Consider the following 18,056-nt stretch of genomic DNA (forward strand, 5'->3'; position numbering starts at 1 on the left):
CAGCATCACTGCCGGACTCCTATGGCCGGACGATGAACGGAGACTGGCGGCGAGGCGTTGCGGTGCGGCAGGATTCTGCTCCGCCATTGTGCAATGCACAAAAAAGCGGCGGAAACGACTATGGCTAATCCCTAGCCAGCAGCTCGCTGATGCTGATCACCTGCTCGGCGATCTCGGCCAGCGGCTTGCCGCGGTCCATCGCCAGTTTGCGCAGCGCCTTGTAGGCCTCGTCCTCGGCCATGCCGCGCTGCTGCATCAGGATGCCCTTCGCGCGCTCGATCCGCTTGCGCTCGGCCAGCGAGGCGCGGGTGCGGTCCAGCTCGTCGCGCATCGCCTGGAAGGCCTGGAACCGGGCGATCGCGGCCTCCAGCACCGGCTTCACCCGGTGCGGGCTGAGGCCGTCGACGACATAGGCGCTGACCCCGGCGCGGATCGCCTCTCCGATCGCGGCGTCGTCGCTCTGGTCCACGAACATCACGATCGGCCGCGGCCGTTCGCGGCTGACGCTGCGCATGTGCTCCAGCGCGTCGCGGTTGGGCGCGTCGAGGTCGACGATGATCACGTCCGGCTCGATCTCGCGCACCTTTGCCAGCAGGTTCTCGGTGCCGCTGACGGCCACGACCACGCCGTGGCCGGCCGCGGTCAGCGCCGCCTCGACCAGGCGGCAGCGCTCGGCATTTTCGTCGACCAGGAGGATGCGCAGGACCAAATCGGCTGCCGTGGGTGACGGGGTGGCTGACCGGATCTCAGCAAGTTCCGGACCACTGCGCAGCGATTGGGCAGCGCCCGATGCCGCAGGTGCCTCGGGCCCCGGCCGGCCGCGGCGCCGGCGGCTGGCCCGGATCTTGCTTCGATCTGCCATGCGGGTGCGAAAGCGCAAAAAGGCAGAAAGAACGATCTGGAGGTTTCACGATGGCATTGTCGCAGAAGCATTGGGTGATCGGCGCCGCGCTGGCGGTGACCATGGGGCTGGCCGTGTCCGGCGCCAGGGCGGCCGAGGACACCATCAAGGTCGGCATCCTCCATTCCCTGTCCGGCACCATGGCGATCAGCGAGACCACGCTGAAGGACGTCATGCTGATGCTGATCGATGAGCAGAACAAGAAGGGCGGCCTGCTCGGCAAGAAGCTCGAGGCCGTGGTGGTCGATCCGGCTTCCGACTGGCCGCTCTTCGCCGAGAAGGCGCGGCAGCTGATCTCGGTCGACAAGGTTGCGGCCACCTTCGGCTGCTGGACCTCGGTGTCGCGCAAGTCGGTGCTGCCGGTGTTCGAGGAGCTCGACGGCCTCCTGTTCTACCCGGTGCAGTACGAGGGCGAGGAAAGCTCGCGCAACATCTTCTACACCGGCGCCGCGCCGAACCAGCAGGCGATCCCGGCGGTCGACTACCTGATGAACGAGGAAGGGGTGCAGCGCTGGGTGCTGGAAGGCACCGACTACGTCTATCCCCGCACCACCAACAAGATCCTCGAGGCCTATCTGAAGGCCAAGGGCGTGGCGCCCGAGGACATCTCGGTCAACTACACGCCGTTCGGCTTCTCCGACTGGCAGACCGAGGTCGGCAAGATCAAGAGCTTCGGCTCCGCCGGCAAGAAGACCGCCGTGGTCTCCACCGTCAACGGCGATGCCAACGTGCCGTTCTACAAGGAGCTGGCGAACCAGGGCGTCAAGGCCACCGACATCCCGGTCGTCGCCTTCTCGGTCGGCGAGGAGGAGCTGGCCGGCATCGACACCACGCCGCTGGTCGGCCATCTCGCCGCCTGGAACTACTTCGAGAGCGTGGACACGCCGGAGAACAAGGACTTCATCGCCAAGTGGCACGCCTTCATCAAGAACGACAAGCGCACCACCAATGACCCGATGGAGGCGCATTACATCGGTTTCAACATGTGGGTGAAGGCGGTCGAGAAGGCGGGCACCACCGACCCCGACAAGGTGATCGACGCGATGATCGGCGTCTCCGTGCCGAACCTGTCCGGCGGCTACTCCACCATGATGCCGAATCACCACATCACCAAGCCGGTGCTGATCGGCGAGATCCAGGCCGACGGCCAGCTGCAGACGGTGTGGCAGACCACCGGCCTGGTCCCGGGCGACGAGTGGTCGGACTACCTCGAAGGTTCGAAGGACCTGATCTCGGATTGGCGGGCGCCGCTGTCGTGCGGGAACTTCAACGTCAAGACCGGCAAGTGCGGCGGGTCCGGGTCCTGAGTTCGGCCTGGAGGGGAGGCCGGGAGGTGCGGGGGCACCTCCCGGTTCGTTCGGAACTGACATGATTGGTCCGCTGATGACCGGTGCGCATGGCAAGTGTTTCCAGGAGAGGTCTGCGCTGCGCCGCGGCGTCCGCGCCCTCATGCTTCTGCTCCTGATCCTGCTGCCGGTCACCGCGCGGGCCGAGATCGCGCCCGAGGTGCTGGCGCGGTTCGCCTCGACCAACAACGACGACATCCTGGCCGGCATCGATGGGCTGGCGGCGTCCGGCGACGCGCAGGCGCCGGCGATCCTGGACGCGCTCGGCGCCGGCCGGCTGGTCGCCGCGCCGGGCGGCGTGCTGGCGATCAAGACCGAGGCCGGCGGCTATGTCGATGCCGCGACCGGGGCGGCGCTGGCCGCGGAGCCGGCGGGGGGCAAGCCGGTCCGGGTCAACAACCGGCTGCGCCGCGGCATCGAGATGGCGATGGGGACGCTGACCCTGGTCTCGCCCGACCCGGCCAAGCGGCTGGATGCGGCCGCCTCGGTGTTCAAGTCGCGCGATCCGAATTCGCGCGCGGCGGTGGAGACGGCGCTGGCGCGCGAGACCGACCCTGCGGTGAAGCAGGCCTTCGCCCAGGCGCGTGCCGCCATCATCCTGGCCCATGGCGGCACGGATGACGAGCTGCTGGCGGCGATCGACACCATCGCCGCCCGCGGCGACCAGGAGGCGCGGGCCCTGCTGGCCGGCGTGGCGAAGCCCTCCGCCGACGTCGCCGCCGCGCTCCAGGCCGCGATCGGGCGGATCGACACGAGGCTGGCGATCTGGAACGGGGTGCAGAGCCTCTATTACGGCCTCAGCCTCGGCTCGGTGCTGCTGATCGCGGCCATCGGCCTGGCCATCACCTTCGGGGTGATGGGCGTGATCAACATGGCGCATGGCGAGATCGTCATGCTCGGCGCCTACACCACCTACCTGGTGCAGGAAGGGTTCCGGCAATACGCGCCGAACCTGTTCGACTATTCGCTGGCGGTGGCGCTGCCGCTGGCCTTCCTGGTCGCGGGCCTGGCCGGCGTCGCGATCGAGCGCACCATCATCCGCTTCCTCTACGGCCGGCCGCTGGAGACGCTGCTCGCCACCTTCGGCCTGTCGCTGCTGCTGCAACAGGCGGTGCGCACGATCTTCGGGCCGTCGAACCGCGAGGTCGGCAACCCCGCCTGGATGTCCGGCGCAGTCGACCTCGGCGGCTTGGCCCTGACCTGGAACCGCCTCTGGATCATCGTCTTCGCGCTGCTGGTCTTCGCCGCGCTGATGCTGGTGCTGCGCTACACGGCGCTGGGCCTGCAGATGCGGGCGGTGACCCAGAACCGGCGCATGGCCGCGGCCATGGGCATCCGCACCGGCCGGGTCGACATGCTGACCTTCGGCATCGGCTCCGGCGTCGCCGGCATCGCCGGGGTGGCGCTCAGCCAGATCGACAATGTCAGCCCCAATCTCGGCCAGGGCTACATCATCGACAGCTTCATGGTGGTGGTGTTCGGCGGCGTCGGCAACCTGTGGGGCACGCTGGTCGGGGCGCTGTCGCTCGGCGTCGCCAACAAGCTGCTGGAGCCGTGGGCGGGGGCGGTGCTGGGCAAGATCGCGATCCTGGTGGGGATCATCCTGTTCATCCAGCGGAAGCCGCGCGGGCTGTTCCCGCTCAAGGGTCGGGCGGTGGAATCATGATCACGTCCCGCCTGCTCCGCGCCGGTTGGGCGCCAGCCTTCGCCCTCGGCCTCGTCGCGGTCGCAGTGCTGATCCTGCTGGCGAATGTGGCGCTGCCGCCGGACTCGGCGCTGTATGTGCCCGGCTATGCCGTCAGCCTGATGGGCAAGTACCTGTGCTACGCGCTGCTGGCCCTCGCCATCGACCTGGTCTGGGGCTATGTCGGCATCCTCAGCCTCGGCCACGGCGCCTTCTTCGCTCTCGGCGGCTACGCCATGGGCATGTACCTGATGCGCCAGATCGGTTCGCGCGGCACCTATGGCAACCCGGTGCTGCCCGACTTCATGGTGTTCCTGAACTGGCCGGAGCTGCCGTGGTACTGGCTCGGCTTCGACCAGTTCTGGTTCGCGGCGCTGATGGTGCTGCTGGTGCCGGGCGCGCTGGCCTTCGTGTTCGGCTGGTTCGCCTTCCGCAGCCGGGTGTCCGGGGTCTATCTCTCGATCATCACCCAGGCGATGACCTACGCCCTGCTGCTGGCCTTCTTCCGCAACGACATGGGCTTCGGCGGCAACAACGGCCTGACCGACTTCAAGGACCTGCTCGGCTTCAGCCTGCAGGCGGATGCGACGCGGGCGGGTCTGTTCCTGGCCAGCGCGGTGCTGCTGGCCGCCGCCTTCCTGCTGTGCCGCGCCATCACCCGGTCGCGCTTCGGCAAGGTGCTGATCGCCATCCGCGACGCCGAAAGCCGCACCCGATTCCTCGGCTACCGCGTCGAATCCTACAAGCTGCTGGTCTTCACCCTGTCGGCGATGATGGCCGGGGTGGCCGGCGCCCTCTATGTGCCGCAGGTCGGCATCATCAACCCCGGCGAATTCGCCCCGGCCAATTCGATCGAGGCGGTGATCTGGGTCGCGGTCGGCGGCCGCGGCACCCTGATCGGCCCGATCATCGGCGCGGTCACGGTCAATTTCGGCAAGACCGTGTTCACCAACCTGCTGCCCGAATTCTGGCTGTTCGCCCTGGGGGCGCTGTTCATCCTGGTCACGCTGGTGCTGCCCAAGGGCATCGTCGGCGCGGTCCAGTCGGCAGCGCGGTCCTGGCGCGACCGCCCCGGCCGGCGCAAGGCCGACGCCGTTGCCGCCGAGGTGCCGCGATGACCTCGCCCGACCCGCAGGCCGCCACCCAGGCGCTGCTGTATCTCGACGGCGTCAATGTCAGCTTCAGCGGCTTCCGGGCCCTCAACGCCCTGTCGCTGGTGATCGAACCCGGCGAGATGCGGGCGATCATCGGCCCGAACGGGGCCGGCAAGACCACCATGATGGATGTCATCACGGGCAAGACCCGGCCGGACCAGGGCGAGGTGCTGTTCCGCGGCACCCACGACCTGACCCGGCTGGACGAGACGGCGATCGCGGGCCTCGGCATCGGGCGCAAGTTCCAGAAGCCGACGGTGTTTGACAGCCACACGGTCGGGGACAACCTCCTCCTGTCCCTGGCGGGCCCGCGGTCGCCGACCAACCTGCTGTTCGGCCGCCTGCGGCCCGATGCGGCGGAGCGGATCGACGAGATCCTGGCCGTCACCCGGCTGGGCGCCCAGCGCGACCGCCTCGCCGGGGCACTGTCGCATGGCCAGAAGCAGTGGCTGGAGATCGGCATGCTGCTGGCGCAGGAGCCGGCGCTGCTGCTGGTCGACGAGCCGGTGGCCGGCATGACCGACGCCGAGACCGAGGCCACGGCGACGCTGCTGCGCGAGATCAACAAGACCCGGTCGGTGGTGGTGGTGGAGCACGACATGCATTTCGTCCGCGCCCTCGGGGTCAAGGTGACGGTGCTGCACGAGGGCTCGGTGCTGGCCGAAGGGCCGCTCGACGCCGTCAGCGCCGACGAGCGCGTCATCGACGTCTATCTCGGGCGCTAGACGATGCTGTCCGTCGAAGCCATCGACCTGTTCTACGGCGCCGCCCAGGCGCTGCGCCGGGTCTCGCTCGGGGTCGAGACCGGCCAGGTGACTTGCCTGCTCGGCCGCAACGGCGTCGGCAAGACCAGCTGCCTGCGCGCCATCGTCGGCCAGCAGCCGGTCGCCTCCGGCAGGATCCTGTGGGAGGGGCAGGACATCTCCCGGCTGCCGACGGCGGAACGGGCGCGGCGCGGCATCGCCTTCGTGCCCCAGGGCCGCGAGATCTTTCCCCTGCTGACGGTGAAGGAGAACCTGGAGACCGGCTTCGCCGTGCTGCCGCGGCGCGAGCGCCGCATCCCGGAAGAGATCTTCGAGCTGTTCCCGGTGCTGAAAACCATGCTCGGCCGGCGCGGCGGCGACCTCTCGGGCGGGCAGCAGCAGCAGCTGGCGATCGGCCGGGCGCTGGTGACCCGGCCGCGACTGCTGATCCTCGATGAGCCGACCGAGGGGATCCAGCCTTCGATCATCAAGGACATCGGGCGCGTCATCGCGATGCTGCGCGAACGCGGCACCATGGCGATCCTGCTGGTCGAACAGTATTTCGACTTTGCCCACGCGCTGGGGCAGCGGCTGGTGGTGCTGGATCGCGGCGAAGTCGTGGTGGACGGGGACAAGACAGCGCTCGATGAAGACAGCGTCCGTCGTCACCTTACGGTCTGACCCGCCAGCCCTCGCGGCGCCGGCGGCCGTGGCCGTCCCCTTGGCGCGTGCCCGCGGCCGGCTGAACCTTGCCTTCAAGCGGCGGGGGGCGGAGACGGTGCTCGATGTCCTGTTCCAGGAGGGCTGCGCCAAGGCGCGCTTCCCGCGGCAGGAGGCCGGGGCGCTGGCCGGCGCGGTGCTGCTGAACACAGCCGGCGGGCTGACCGGCGGCGACCGGCTGATCCAGTCCGTCCGCTGGGGCGACGGCACCGCGGCGACGGTGGCGGGACAGGCGGCGGAACGCATCTACCGCTCGCTCGGCGAAGCCGCGGTCATCACGACCCGGCTGGCGGTCGAGGCCGGCGCCACGGCGGAATGGCTGCCGCAGGAAACCATCCTGTTCGACCGCGCCCGGCTTGACCGCGACCTGCAGATCGACCTGCACGGCGATGCCGAGTTCCTCGGGGTCGAAGCGATCGTGTTCGGTCGGACGGCGATGGGCGAGACGGTGCGGCAGGGCGTCCTGCGCGATGCCTGGCGCATCCGGCGGGATGGGCGCCTGCTCTACGCCGACGCGCTGGCGGTCGACGGCGATCCGGCGGCGGCGCTGGACCGGCCGGGGCTCGGCCGCGGCGCGCGGGCGGTGGCGACCCTGCTCTTCGTCGCGCCGGCCGCGGCCGCCCTGATCGACCCGCTGCGCGCGGCGCTGGCGGAGGTGCAGGGCCTTGCCGGGGCCAGCGCCTGGAACGGCCTGCTTGTCGCCCGCTTCGCCGCCCCCGACGGCGCCGCGCTGCGGCGTGACCTGATCTCGGCGCTCGGCGTCCTGCGGGCCGGGCGCCCGCTGCCGCGCGTCTGGCAATGTTGAAGGCTGGGAGGAGTCTCCGTGAACCTGACCCCACGGGAGAAGGACAAGCTGCTGATCGCCATGGCCGCGATGGTGGCGCGCCGGCGGCTGGAACGCGGCGTGAAGCTGAATTATCCCGAAGCGATCGCGCTGATCTCCGACTTCGTCACCGAAGGCGCCCGCGACGGCCGCTCGGTCGCCGCGCTGATGGCGGAAGGGGCGGCGGTGCTGACCCGCGACCAGGTGATGTCCGGGGTGGCGGAGATGATCCACGACGTCCAGGTCGAGGCCACCTTCCCCGACGGCACCAAGCTGGTGACCGTCCACCAGCCGATCCGATGAGGACATCCACATGATCCCGGGCGAACTGATGCCGGCGGCGGGCGAGATCCTGCTCAATGCCGGGCGGGACAGCATCGTGCTGACCGTGGCCAACACCGGCGACCGGCCGATCCAGGTCGGCAGCCACTATCACTTCTTCGAGACCAACCCGGCCCTGTCGTTCGACCGGGCGGCGGCACGGGGCCGGCGGCTCGACATCGCCTCCGGCACCGCGGTGCGGTTCGAACCGGGGCAGAGCCGCGAGGTGCGGCTGGTGGCGCTGGCCGGCGCCCGCATCGCGATCGGCTTCCGCCAGGCGGTCATGGGGCCGCTCGATCCGGTCCAGGGCTAGGGGAGGCCATCCATGCCCGTTTCCATCTCCCGCGCCGCCTATGCCGACATGTTCGGCCCGACCACCGGCGACCGGCTGCGCCTGGCCGACACCGACCTGGTGATCGAGATCGAGCGCGACCACACGGTCTATGGCGAAGAGGTCAAGTTCGGAGGCGGCAAGGTGATCCGCGACGGCCAGGGCCAGGGCCAGGCGACCCGGGCCGAAGGCGCCGTCGACACCGTCATCACCAACGCCGTGATCCTGGACCACTGGGGCATCGTCAAGGCCGATGTCGCGATCCATGACGGCCGCATCGCCGCCATCGGCAAGGCCGGCAACCCCGACATCCAGCCGGGCGTCGACATCGTCATCGGCCCGGGGACCGAGGTGATCGCCGGCGAGGGCAAGATCCTGACCGCCGGCGGCATCGACTGCCACATCCACTTCATCTGCCCGCAGCAGGTGGAGGAGGCGATCGCCAGCGGCATCACCACCCTGGTCGGCGGCGGCACCGGCCCCTCCACCGGCACCAAGGCCACCACCTGCACCCCCGGCCCCTGGCACATCGCCCGCATGCTGCAGGCGGCGGAAGGGCTGCCGGTCAACCTCGCCATCTCCGGCAAGGGCAACGCCAGCCGGCCGGACGCGCTGATCGAACAGATCCGCGCCGGCGCCTCATCGCTCAAGCTGCATGAGGATTGGGGCACCACCCCGGCGGCGATCGACTGCTGCCTCAGCGTCGCCGACGCGATGGACGTGCAGGTGATGATCCACACCGACACGCTGAACGAATCCGGCTTCGTCGAGGACACCATCGCCGCCTTCAAGGGCCGCACCATCCACGCCTTCCACACCGAAGGCGCGGGCGGCGGCCATGCGCCAGACATCATCCGGGTGGCGAGCCTCGCCAACGTCATCCCGTCCTCGACCAACCCGACCCGGCCCTTCACCGTCAACACGCTCGACGAGCATCTCGACATGCTGATGGTATGCCATCACCTCGATGCCGGGATCCCGGAGGATGTCGCCTTCGCCGAAAGCCGGATCCGGCGCGAGACCATCGCGGCCGAGGATATCCTGCACGACCTCGGTGCCTTCTCGATCATCTCGTCGGACAGCCAGGCGATGGGCCGGATCGGCGAGGTGATCCTGCGCACCTGGCAGACCGCGCACAAGATGAAGGTCCAGCGCGGAAGGCTGGCGCAGGAGACCGGCGACAACGACAATACGCGTGTGAAGCGCTACGTCGCCAAATACACCATCAACCCGGCGATCGTGCAGGGGCTCAGCCGCCATGTCGGCTCGATCGCGGTGGGCAAGCTGGCCGACCTCGTGCTGTGGGACCCGGCCTTCTTCGGGGTGAAGCCGGAACTGGTGCTGAAGGCCGGCACCATCTCGGTGGCGCTGATGGGCGACCCCAACGCCTCGATCCCGACGCCGCAGCCGGTGCATTACCGGCCGATGTTCGGCAGCTTCGGCCGGGCGATGCAGGCCTCGGCCATCACCTTCGTGTCGAAGGCGGCGCTGGAGGACGGCGTCGGCCACCGGCTCGGCCTGACCCGGCAGGTGGTGGCGGTCGAGGGCACGCGGGGCATCGGCAAGGCCGACATGGTGCACAATTCCGCGACGCCGGTGATCGAGGTCGACCCGGAGACCTACGAGGTGCGCGCCGATGGCGAGCTGCTGACCTGCGAACCCGCCGCCGAGCTGCCGCTGGCGCAGCGGTACTTTCTGTTCTGAGATGGCTGTGATCGTGATGAAAGCCGAGCCCGCTCTCCTGAGTCCCCCCTCCCCTTGCGGGAGGGGGGTAGGGGGAGGGGGTTCTCTCGGTTTGCGCGGGTGTCCCAGGCCATTCGCGCGCGGACGCGCGCAGACCCCTCCCCCTACCCCCCTCCCGCAAGGGGAGGGGGGACAAGGAAAAAGGGGCCAACCATGAAGCGCTTCACCGCCGTCGTCCCGGCCGGGCGCTTCGACCCGGCTGCCGTCTCCGACCGCGTCGTCCTCGACTTCGACTCCCGGCACCGCCGCCGCATCGTGCTGTATGGCGAGGCCGGGACCGTGGTCCTGCTCGACCTGTCCGCGGCCGTCCATCTGCGCCACGGCGACGGCCTGGTGGCCGAGGATGACAGCATCGTCCTGGTCGCGGCGGCGCCGGAGCGCCTGGTCGAGATCCAGGCCGACAGCCAGGCCGAGTTGATCCGCATCGCCTGGCATCTCGGCAATCGCCACCTGCCGACCCAGCTGCTGCCGGACGCGCTGCGCATCCGCGCCGACCATGTGATCGAGGAGATGGTGCGCGGCCTCGGCGGCACGGTCATCGCGATCGAGGCGCCGTTCGACCCGGAAGGCGGCGCCTATGGCCATGGCGCCGTGCAAGGGCATTCTCATGGCTGACGGCTCTCTGTACCGGCTGATGGCCTGGCTGTCGCCGTCCTACCCGGTCGGCGCTTTCAGCCATTCCAGCGGCCTGGAATGGGCGGTCGAAATGGGCTGGGTGGTCGACCGGGCGGGGCTCGTGGCCTGGATCGAGGATGCGCTGGCGCATGGCGCCGGCTGGAACGACGCCGCGCTGTTCGCCCACGCCCACCGCGCTGCGGCCCGGGGCGACGACGACCGGCTGGCCGAAATCGCTGATCTCGCGTCGGCGCTGGCCGTCTCGCGCGAACGCCAGGTCGAGACCCTGGCCCAGGGCACCGCCTTCCTGACCATCTCACGGTCCAGCTGGCCCTTGCCCGGATTGGAACGGCTGGCCGCGCGCATCGGCGAGACCGTGGCCTATCCGGTTGCGGTCGCCGCCTGCGCCGCCGGCCACGGCATCGCGCTGGCGCCGTCGCTCACCGCCTTCCTGCACGCGCTGGCCGCCAATCTGGTGTCGGCGGCGCAGCGGCTGGTGCCGCTGGGCCAGACCGACGGCCAGCGCGCCATCGCCGCGCTGATGCCGGCGGTCGAGGCCGCCGGCGCGCGGGCGCTGGCCCTGCCGGACGGCGATCCGTTCCGCCACTGCGGCGGCCTTGCTGTCGCCTCCGACATCGCATCGATGCAGCACGAGACCCAGTACACGAGGTTGTTCCGCACATGACCCGCACCCAGAACGGCCCGCTCCGCGTCGGCATCGGCGGCCCCGTCGGCTCCGGCAAGACGGCGCTGATGGACGCCCTCTGCAAGGCGTTCCGCGACCGCTACGACATCGCCGCCATCACCAACGACATCTACACCAAGGAGGATGCGGAGTTCCTGAACCGCGCGGGGTCACTGTCCACCGACCGCATCATCGGGGTCGAGACCGGCGGCTGCCCGCACACCGCGATCCGCGAGGACGCCTCGATCAACCTGGCGGCGGTGGCGGAGATGCGCCGCCGCTTCCCCGACCTCGACCTGGTGCTGATCGAATCCGGCGGCGACAACCTGGCCGCCACCTTCAGCCCGGAGCTGGCGGACCTCACCATCTACGTCATCGACGTCTCGGCCGGCGACAAGATCCCGCGCAAGGGCGGCCCGGGCATCACCCGGTCCGACCTCTTGGTGATCAACAAGACCGACCTGGCGCCGCTGGTCGGCGCCTCGCTCGAGGTGATGGACCGGGACTCCCGCAAGATGCGCGGCGAACGGCCCTTCGTCTTCGCCCGGGTGCGCAGCGGCGACGGGGTGGCGGACATCGCCAGCTTCATCGAGACGGCGGGGGGGCTGGTTCCGCGCGCGTAAGCAGGATCAGCGCGTGACCTCTCCCACCCGAGAGACCTTTTCAGAAATCCAACATCGTCATTGCGAGCGCAGCGAAGCAATCCATCGGGCCGCTCGTGCGGGCCCATGGATTGCTTCGTCGGCTTCGCCTCCTCGCAATGACGGTTTGGGGAAGGCATTCCGGGATGCCTCGCCAGGCGGAGAGGTGAAGCGACCGTCTATCGGATAATCGGCTTCAGCGCCTGCAGCCAGACCAGGACGGCGGCGGCGCCGGCGTCCGGCACGCCGATGGCGCGGTCGCCGAGATAGCTGGCGCGGCCCAGCCGCGGCCGCATCCGCGCCGTGGCGTCGGTGCCGGCCATCGCCGCCGCGACGCAGGCGGCCCAGGCCTCGGCCGGGGATTTGCCGCCGGCGACCGCGGCGGCGAAGGCCTCGGCGGCCGGGTGCAGCGCATCCAGCATGGTGCGGTCGCCCGGCTTGGCGCCGCCGAGATCGGCAATGGCCTGCACCGCCGTGGTGAAGGCTTCGCCCCAGGCGGCGGGGGTGGGTGTCGCAACGCCGGACAGGCGCCGCGATGCGCGCAGCAGGGCGGTGGCGTAGAACGGGCCGGAGCTGCCGCCGATCGCCCGGCGCAGCGCGTCGCCGACGGATTTCAGGGCGACCGCCGGCGTCGCCCAGGCGGTGCCGGGCAGGGCGCGGATCGCCTCCGCTGCCCGGACCATGCTGGCGCCGAGGTCGCCGTCGCCGGCCCGGGAATCCAGGTCGGTCAGATGCGGCTCGGCCTTCTCGAACGCGCCCGCCACCGCCAGCCCGGCGACCTTCAGCGCGTCGGCGAGGGGTGAGGGTATCACCACGACCTCGGCGGTCGGTGCCGGGACCGGCGCCGCGATCCGGCGCTTCGGCCCGATCCGGCCGCCGCCCGGCCAGGCCGGGGCGCTCGCAGCCGCGTCCAGCAGGGCCAGCCGCGCATCGTCGAGCCTGAGCAGGCTGAGCGAGCAGCCCGGCATGTCCAGCGCGGTCAGGAAGTTGCCGGCCCAGGCCCGCTCCACCACGATGCCGCGGGCCGCGAGGTCGGTCAAGGCGGCGCGGGCGACGATCGACAGCTCCAGCGGCGGGGTGGCGCCCAGGCCGTTGACCAGCAGCGCCACCCGGTCGCCGCGGCCGAGGCTGCGGTCCGACACGATGGCGTCCAGCATCTCGGCCACCAGCGTGTCGGCCGGCTGCATCGGCCCGCGCCGCACCCCGGCCTCGCCATGGATGCCCAGGCCCAGCTCGATCTCGTTGTCGCCCAAGGCGAAGCCGGGCTTGCCGGCGGTGGGCACGGTGCAGGCGCCCAGCGCCACGCCCATGCTGCCCAGGTCCGCGGCGGCCGCGCGGGCGATCTCCGCGACTTCCGCCAGGGGCTTGCCGGCCGCGATGGCGGCGCCGGCCAGCTTGTGGATCAGCACGGTGCCGGCGATGCCGCGGCGGCGCGCCGCCTCGACCGTGTCGCGCAGCGCCACGTCGTCGGCCACCACCACGATCTCGACCGGGATGCCCTCGTCATGCGCCAGCTCCGCCGCCAAGCCGAAGTTCAGCCGGTCGCCGGTGTAGTTCTTGACCACCAGCACCGCCCCGGCCGGGCCGGCGGCGGCGCGGATGCCGGCCAGCACGGCGTCGGTGCTGGGCGAGGTGAAGACGTCGCCGGCGACGGCGGCGGTCAGCATACCGGGGCCGACATAGCCGGCATGGGCCGGCTCATGCCCGCTGCCGCCGCCGGACAGCAGGGCGACGGGCCGCGAGGCCGGCACCGGCAGCTCGGCGCGGACCACCACGGCCTCTTCCTCCAGCAGGGCCAGGCCGGGATGCAGGTCGACGAACCCCTCCAGCATCTCGCGGAGGACATGGCGTGGATTGTTGATGAGCTTCTTCATGTCAAAGCCCCTTGCGGCATCGGGTGGGTCGAAATCAGCCGAATCTAAACCAGGCCAGCGGTGGATCAGCCCTGGTTGCGTTCCCAGACCTTGGCCAGCGCCGGGTCGGCGCGCAGCGTTCCGGCGATGGCGGCCAGCTTCGGGCATTCGGCGCTGAACCATTCGGCGCGCGGGCGCCAGCTATTCATCACCGCGATGTAGACGTCGATGGCCGACCGGGTCTCGCCCAGGAACCAGGGGGTGCCGGTCACCGCCTCCATTTGCCGCCACAGCATCTTCCGGTGCTCGTCGGTCGAGGCCCGCAGCTCGGCCTTGGCCGCATCGCCGGAGACCCAGCGGCCGGGATCGTCGCCGAAGGTCCAGGTCGGGTACAGCGCGGCGACGATGAACACCAGGCGGCGCAGGAACACGGCCCGGCCCGGATGGCCCGGCGGCGGGGCCAGCCCGGCCTCCGGTGCCACATCGGCCAGATGCAGGGTGATCGCCGCGCTCTCGGTCATCACGGTGCCGTCGGGCAGCACCAGGACCGGCACCTGGGTCAGCGGATTGAGGCGCTGCAGCAGCTCGCGGTCGGTCGGGCTTTCCCAGACATCGACCGACTTGACCGCATAGGGCACGCCGGCGATCGCCAGCATGATCTCGCTGAGCGCGGAGCCGGTGCCCGGCGTGGCGTAGAGCGTGTACATGGTTCCATCCCTTCGTCGCGGCCCCAGCACTCCTAACACGGCGAGACGGGTCGCGACATCGGCGAGAGCGGTGCGCAGGAACAGGGTTGCCGTCACCCCCGCCACCTTGCTCAAATGCCGTCAAGAAACTGTAACATTGGAGGCTTCGGATGGCGCGATATGGTTCGGTCTCGGCCCTCGCCCTGCTGGCGCTGGCCCTTCCGGCGGCGGCAGGCTCGGCCCAGGCGCAGCAGGGCCCGGGACAGAACGACAATCTGAACGCCGTGCTGTGGGACCAGACCTCGGTCGAATTCCAGGCCAATGCGCTCGGGGCCTATGCGCTGGCCCGGATCCGGCTGGACGAGGCGCTGGCCGACGCGTCGCGCACCGCGGCGCCGGCCGAACAGACCGGCGACTTCAAGAACTTCCCGCCGGCCGTCGTGCTCGACGTCGACGACACCGTGCTGAACACCTCGCCCTACCAGGCCCGCAACGTGGCGGAAGGCAGCGGCTTCGATCCGAAGACCTGGACCCAGTACGTCAAGGCCAAGATCGACACCCCGATTCCCGGCGCGGTCGAATTCACCCAATACGCCGCGTCGAAGGGGGTGAAGGTGTTCTACGTCACCAACCGCACCAAGGAAGAGGAGGGGCCGACGGTCGAGCACATGAAGGCGCTGGGCTTCCCGATGGGCGACAATGTCGACACCTTCCTCAGCGCCAAGGAGCAGCCGGACTGGACCTCGGCCAAGAGCACGCGCCGCGCCTTCATCGCCAAGGACTACCGGATCCTGCTGCTGCTCGGCGACAATTTCGGCGACTTCACCGACGCCTACAAGGGCACGGTGGCGGAGCGGCAGGCGGCGTTCGAGGCGGCCAAGGACCATTGGGGCCGCGACTGGATCGCCATCGCCAATCCGACCTATGGCTCGTTCGAATCGGCGCCGTACAAGGGCGACTACAAGTTGCCGGCGGAGGAGCAGCGCAAGCTGAAGATCGAGGCGCTGCAGCCCTGGAACGGGCAGTAGTCCCGCCGCCGGGGCCGCGGTGGTCAGGGCCTGTTTGAGAATGCGCTGGTGTGAGTCGGCTGGCGGTGGTGTCGAGAACCGGCGCGCAGCGGACGTTTGAGTCCGTGAGCACCGGAAGCTTCGAGACCGCCATCAGGCGGCCGCACCAGTAGCATTATCAGGCAGGTCCTCAGAAGCCGCGGCCCTGGAACGGGTGGCCCGTCACCAGTGACACCAGGTGCGCCAGCATCAGGATCACCACCAGCGCCGCCACCATCATCACCGGGATCACCGGGAACAGGCGCACCTCGCCCGGCGGCGGCTTGCGCCAGTCGAGCACCACCATGGCCGCGACCACCGCCAGGGCCGCGGCGAGGATGATGATGGTGGTGGTCAGGTCGAACATCTCAGCCTCTGCGGACACGCAGGCCCTGCGGTAGCATCCGGGCGGGCGGAAATGGAAGCGCCGGTTGCTCCCTGCGAGCGAGACTCGACAAGCGGGTTGCATCCGCGGCCGCGATTTGCCGATATCGGCGCGGCGGATGCTGACGGGGTCGGGTGATGAAGCGCTTCTACAAGATCGTGACGGCGGTGCCGGCCGGGGACGGGTTCGGCGTCATGCTCGACGGCAAGCCGATCAAGAGCCCGGCCAAGGCCGCCTTCGTGCTGCCCAGCCGCGCTTTGGCCGAGGCGGTGGCGGCGGAGTGGGACGCGCAGGCCGAGGCGGTGGTGCCGTCCGCCATGCCGCTGATGCAGCTGGCCGCGACTGCGATCGACAAGGTGGCGCCGAACCGCGACCTGATCATCGACACCATCGCCCCCTATGGCGGCACCGACCTGCTGTGCTACCGGGCCGAGGCGCCGGCGGCGCTGGTCCAGCGCCAGCACGCGGTGTGGCAGCCGCTGCTCGACTGGGCGATGACGGCGCATGACGCGCCCCTGGTGGTGACCGCGGGCATCGTCCACAAGGCCCAGCCAGCGGCGTCGCTGGCGGCGCTGCGCGCGGCGGTGGCGGCGCAGGACCACTGGCGGCTGACGGCGCTGCACCAGGCCACGGCGCTGACCGGGTCGCTGGTCATCGGCCTGGCGCTGCTGGCCGGCCGGATCGACGCCGACGCCGCCTTCGAGGCGGCGGAGCTGGATGCCAGCTTCCAGATCGAGCGCTGGGGCGAGGACGCCGAATCCACCACCCGGCGGGCGGCACTGCGGGACGAGTTGCAGGCCGCGGCGCGGCTGGCCGACCTCGCCGCGCGCTGATTGTCAGTCCGCTGTATCGGTGTCGCCGGCTCGTGAGTCGGCCCGCCGCTCTTGCAGGGTGACTTCCCTCAGCCATCGTCGGGGATTTCCGCACATCCAGCAGGAGCACGCCGCAAGGTGATCGGCCAGCACGGCCGGACACTTCATCCCTGGATACAGCTTGCGGGCTTTGGCGACCAGACGCCGACGCTGGACGCGACGATAGGCGCGCCCCTTGTTCTTTCCCATGCCACTCGGTCCCGGCGCGGCCCCGCCCTATTGCGGGGCTAGCGTAGCGACCGGTCTGCAGACATAGGTTTCTCCAGCATGGAATGGCACGTGATCATAGCGGGTCCCGTGCCCATGTCGAATCCCTGCGGAGCGTGATCACCCCGCCTTCTTCAGCCGGGTCTCCACCAGCCGCGACCACAGCGTGGCGCCGACCGGCAGGATCTCGTCGTTGAAGTCGTAATGCGGGTTGTGCACCGGCACGCTGCCCTTGCCGTTGCCGATGAACAGGAAGGCGCCCGGCTTCTCCGCCAGCATGAAGGCGAAATCCTCCGACGCCATGACGATGGCGCCGTTGCGGTCGACCGCATCGGCGCCCAGCGCCTCCGCCGCGGCCTCGGCGACCCAGGCGGTCTCGGCGTCATTGTTGATCACCGGGATCACGGTGATCCGCACATTCGGGTCGGCCCGGCCGCCGAAGGCACTGGCGACATCGCGGGCGATCGCCTCGATCCGCGTTTTCAGCGCCTCCAGCACCTCCATGCGCAGCGCGCGGAAGGTGCCGCGCAGCACCGCCGTGTCGGGGATGATGTTGTAGGCGTCGCCGGCATGGATCTGGGTGACGCTGACCACCGCCGAATCGAGTGCCGCGACGTTGCGGGCCACCACGCTCTGCAGCGCCGTCACCACATGGGCCGCGATCACCACCGGGTCGATTCCGGTCTCGGGCAGCGCGCCATGGGCACCGCGGCCGGCGATCTCGATGTCGAAGATGCCGCCGCCGGACATCGTCGCACCGGGGCGGACCATGACGCGGCCGGCATCCAGCGTGTGGAAATTGTGCATGCCGAACACCGCCTCGCACGGGAACTGGTCGAACAGCCCGTCGGCGATCATCGCCTGCGCCCCGCCGCGGCCCTCCTCGGCCGGCTGGAAGATGAAGTGCACCGTGCCTTCGAAGTTGCGGGTCGCCGCGAGGTAGCGGGCCGCGCCCAGCAGCATGGTGGTGTGCCCGTCATGGCCGCAGGCATGCATGGTGTTCGCGGTCTGCGACCGGTGGCCGAAGCCGTTGGCCTCCTGCATCGGCAGCGCATCCATGTCGGCGCGCAGCGCGATCGCGCGTGGGTTGTTGCCGACCCTGAGCGTGCCGACCACGCCGGTCTGGCCGATGCCGGTCGCGACCTCGCAGCCGAAGCTGCGCAGCCGCTCCGCCACCAGGGCGCTGGTCCGGTGCTCCTCGAAGCCCAGCTCGGGATGGGCGTGGATGTCCTGCCGCCATGCGGTCAGCTCGTCGGCGAAACCGGCGATCACGGGTTCGATCTTCATGGCGGGTCCTTCG

19 protein-coding genes are annotated in these 18,056 nt (G+C 70.2%); 14 read left to right on the forward strand and 5 right to left on the reverse strand.

What is annotated here, in order from left to right; translation table 11 throughout:
• Window positions 1-124: 124 nt before the first annotated feature.
• Window positions 125-709, reverse strand: coding sequence for an ANTAR domain-containing response regulator (locus tag E9232_RS01735; RefSeq protein WP_309791763.1), 585 nt, complete (start codon window positions 707-709; stop codon window positions 125-127).
• Between the two features lie 254 nt (window positions 710-963).
• On the opposite strand from E9232_RS01735, the gene urtA reads away from it, so the two are divergent.
• The 12 genes from urtA to ureG all read left to right on the forward strand — a co-directional run bounded on the left by urtA (window position 964) and on the right by ureG (window position 11,689).
• Window positions 964-2,208, forward strand: a complete 1,245-nt coding sequence (gene urtA, locus E9232_RS01740) for an urea ABC transporter substrate-binding protein (RefSeq protein ID WP_309792241.1) — start codon at window positions 964-966, stop codon at window positions 2,206-2,208.
• Between the two features lie 142 nt (window positions 2,209-2,350).
• Entirely contained in the window at window positions 2,351-3,913 is a 1,563-nt protein-coding gene (gene urtB, locus E9232_RS01745; protein ID WP_309791764.1) for an urea ABC transporter permease subunit UrtB, read from the forward strand.
• Window positions 3,910-5,049, forward strand: a complete 1,140-nt coding sequence (gene urtC, locus E9232_RS01750; RefSeq protein WP_309791766.1) for an urea ABC transporter permease subunit UrtC — start codon at window positions 3,910-3,912, stop codon at window positions 5,047-5,049. The genes urtB and urtC overlap by 4 nt, the downstream gene beginning before the upstream one ends.
• Window positions 5,046-5,810 carry an urea ABC transporter ATP-binding protein UrtD gene (urtD, locus tag E9232_RS01755; RefSeq protein ID WP_309791767.1) on the forward strand — a complete coding sequence of 255 codons (765 nt, stop codon included), beginning with the start codon at window positions 5,046-5,048 and terminating at the stop codon, window positions 5,808-5,810. The genes urtC and urtD overlap by 4 nt, the downstream gene beginning before the upstream one ends.
• Before the next feature lie 3 nt (window positions 5,811-5,813).
• Entirely contained in the window at window positions 5,814-6,509 is a 696-nt protein-coding gene (gene urtE, locus E9232_RS01760; RefSeq protein WP_309791768.1) for an urea ABC transporter ATP-binding subunit UrtE, read from the forward strand.
• 28 nt (window positions 6,510-6,537) lie between these two features.
• Entirely contained in the window at window positions 6,538-7,353 is an 816-nt protein-coding gene (locus E9232_RS01765; RefSeq protein WP_309791769.1) for an urease accessory protein UreD, read from the forward strand.
• Between the two features lie 18 nt (window positions 7,354-7,371).
• Complete coding sequence (locus E9232_RS01770) at window positions 7,372-7,674, forward strand: urease subunit gamma (protein ID WP_309791770.1); 303 nt, start codon at window positions 7,372-7,374, stop codon at window positions 7,672-7,674.
• 10 nt (window positions 7,675-7,684) lie between these two features.
• Window positions 7,685-8,005 (forward strand): urease subunit beta, encoded by a 321-nt coding sequence (locus tag E9232_RS01775; protein WP_309791771.1) that lies wholly within the window; start codon window positions 7,685-7,687, stop codon window positions 8,003-8,005.
• A 12-nt stretch (window positions 8,006-8,017) separates the two neighbouring features.
• The gene (gene ureC / locus E9232_RS01780; RefSeq protein ID WP_309791772.1) at window positions 8,018-9,727 is read left to right on the forward strand and encodes an urease subunit alpha; all 1,710 of its coding nucleotides are present in this window, start codon (window positions 8,018-8,020) and stop codon (window positions 9,725-9,727) included.
• Between the two features lie 192 nt (window positions 9,728-9,919).
• On the forward strand, window positions 9,920-10,381 hold the full coding sequence (locus E9232_RS01785; RefSeq protein ID WP_309791773.1) for an urease accessory protein UreE: 462 nt from the start codon (window positions 9,920-9,922) through the stop codon (window positions 10,379-10,381).
• Window positions 10,374-11,066, forward strand: a complete 693-nt coding sequence (locus tag E9232_RS01790; protein ID WP_309791775.1) for an urease accessory protein UreF — start codon at window positions 10,374-10,376, stop codon at window positions 11,064-11,066. The genes E9232_RS01785 and E9232_RS01790 overlap by 8 nt, the downstream gene beginning before the upstream one ends.
• Window positions 11,063-11,689: an urease accessory protein UreG gene (gene ureG, locus E9232_RS01795; protein WP_309791776.1), complete on the forward strand. Its 627-nt coding sequence runs from the start codon at window positions 11,063-11,065 to the stop codon at window positions 11,687-11,689. The genes E9232_RS01790 and ureG overlap by 4 nt, the downstream gene beginning before the upstream one ends.
• A gap of 197 nt (window positions 11,690-11,886) precedes the next feature.
• Here ureG and E9232_RS01800 read toward each other — a convergent pair whose 3' ends face one another.
• On the reverse strand, window positions 11,887-13,581 hold the full coding sequence (locus tag E9232_RS01800; RefSeq protein WP_309791777.1) for a dihydroxyacetone kinase family protein: 1,695 nt from the start codon (window positions 13,579-13,581) through the stop codon (window positions 11,887-11,889).
• 65 nt (window positions 13,582-13,646) lie between these two features.
• Complete coding sequence (locus E9232_RS01805) at window positions 13,647-14,267, reverse strand: glutathione S-transferase family protein (RefSeq protein ID WP_309791778.1); 621 nt, start codon at window positions 14,265-14,267, stop codon at window positions 13,647-13,649.
• A 149-nt stretch (window positions 14,268-14,416) separates the two neighbouring features.
• Between E9232_RS01805 and E9232_RS01810 the strand changes: the two genes are divergently transcribed.
• Window positions 14,417-15,274: a 5'-nucleotidase, lipoprotein e(P4) family gene (locus E9232_RS01810; RefSeq protein WP_309791779.1), complete on the forward strand. Its 858-nt coding sequence runs from the start codon at window positions 14,417-14,419 to the stop codon at window positions 15,272-15,274.
• Window positions 15,275-15,443: 169 nt separating this feature from the next.
• Here the strand turns inward: E9232_RS01810 and E9232_RS01815 are convergent, their stop codons facing one another.
• Window positions 15,444-15,659 carry a hypothetical protein gene (locus tag E9232_RS01815; protein ID WP_309791780.1) on the reverse strand — a complete coding sequence of 72 codons (216 nt, stop codon included), beginning with the start codon at window positions 15,657-15,659 and terminating at the stop codon, window positions 15,444-15,446.
• 155 nt (window positions 15,660-15,814) lie between these two features.
• On the opposite strand from E9232_RS01815, the gene E9232_RS01820 reads away from it, so the two are divergent.
• Window positions 15,815-16,510: an ATP12 family chaperone protein gene (locus E9232_RS01820; protein ID WP_309791781.1), complete on the forward strand. Its 696-nt coding sequence runs from the start codon at window positions 15,815-15,817 to the stop codon at window positions 16,508-16,510.
• A 366-nt stretch (window positions 16,511-16,876) separates the two neighbouring features.
• On the opposite strand, the gene E9232_RS01825 is transcribed toward E9232_RS01820, so the two are convergent.
• The gene (locus tag E9232_RS01825) at window positions 16,877-18,043 is read right to left on the reverse strand and encodes a M20 aminoacylase family protein (RefSeq protein WP_309791782.1); all 1,167 of its coding nucleotides are present in this window, start codon (window positions 18,041-18,043) and stop codon (window positions 16,877-16,879) included.
• Window positions 18,044-18,056 lie beyond the last annotated feature (13 nt).

Source organism: Inquilinus ginsengisoli (genome assembly GCF_031453975.1).
GTDB lineage: Bacteria > Pseudomonadota > Alphaproteobacteria > DSM-16000 > Inquilinaceae > Inquilinus > Inquilinus ginsengisoli_A.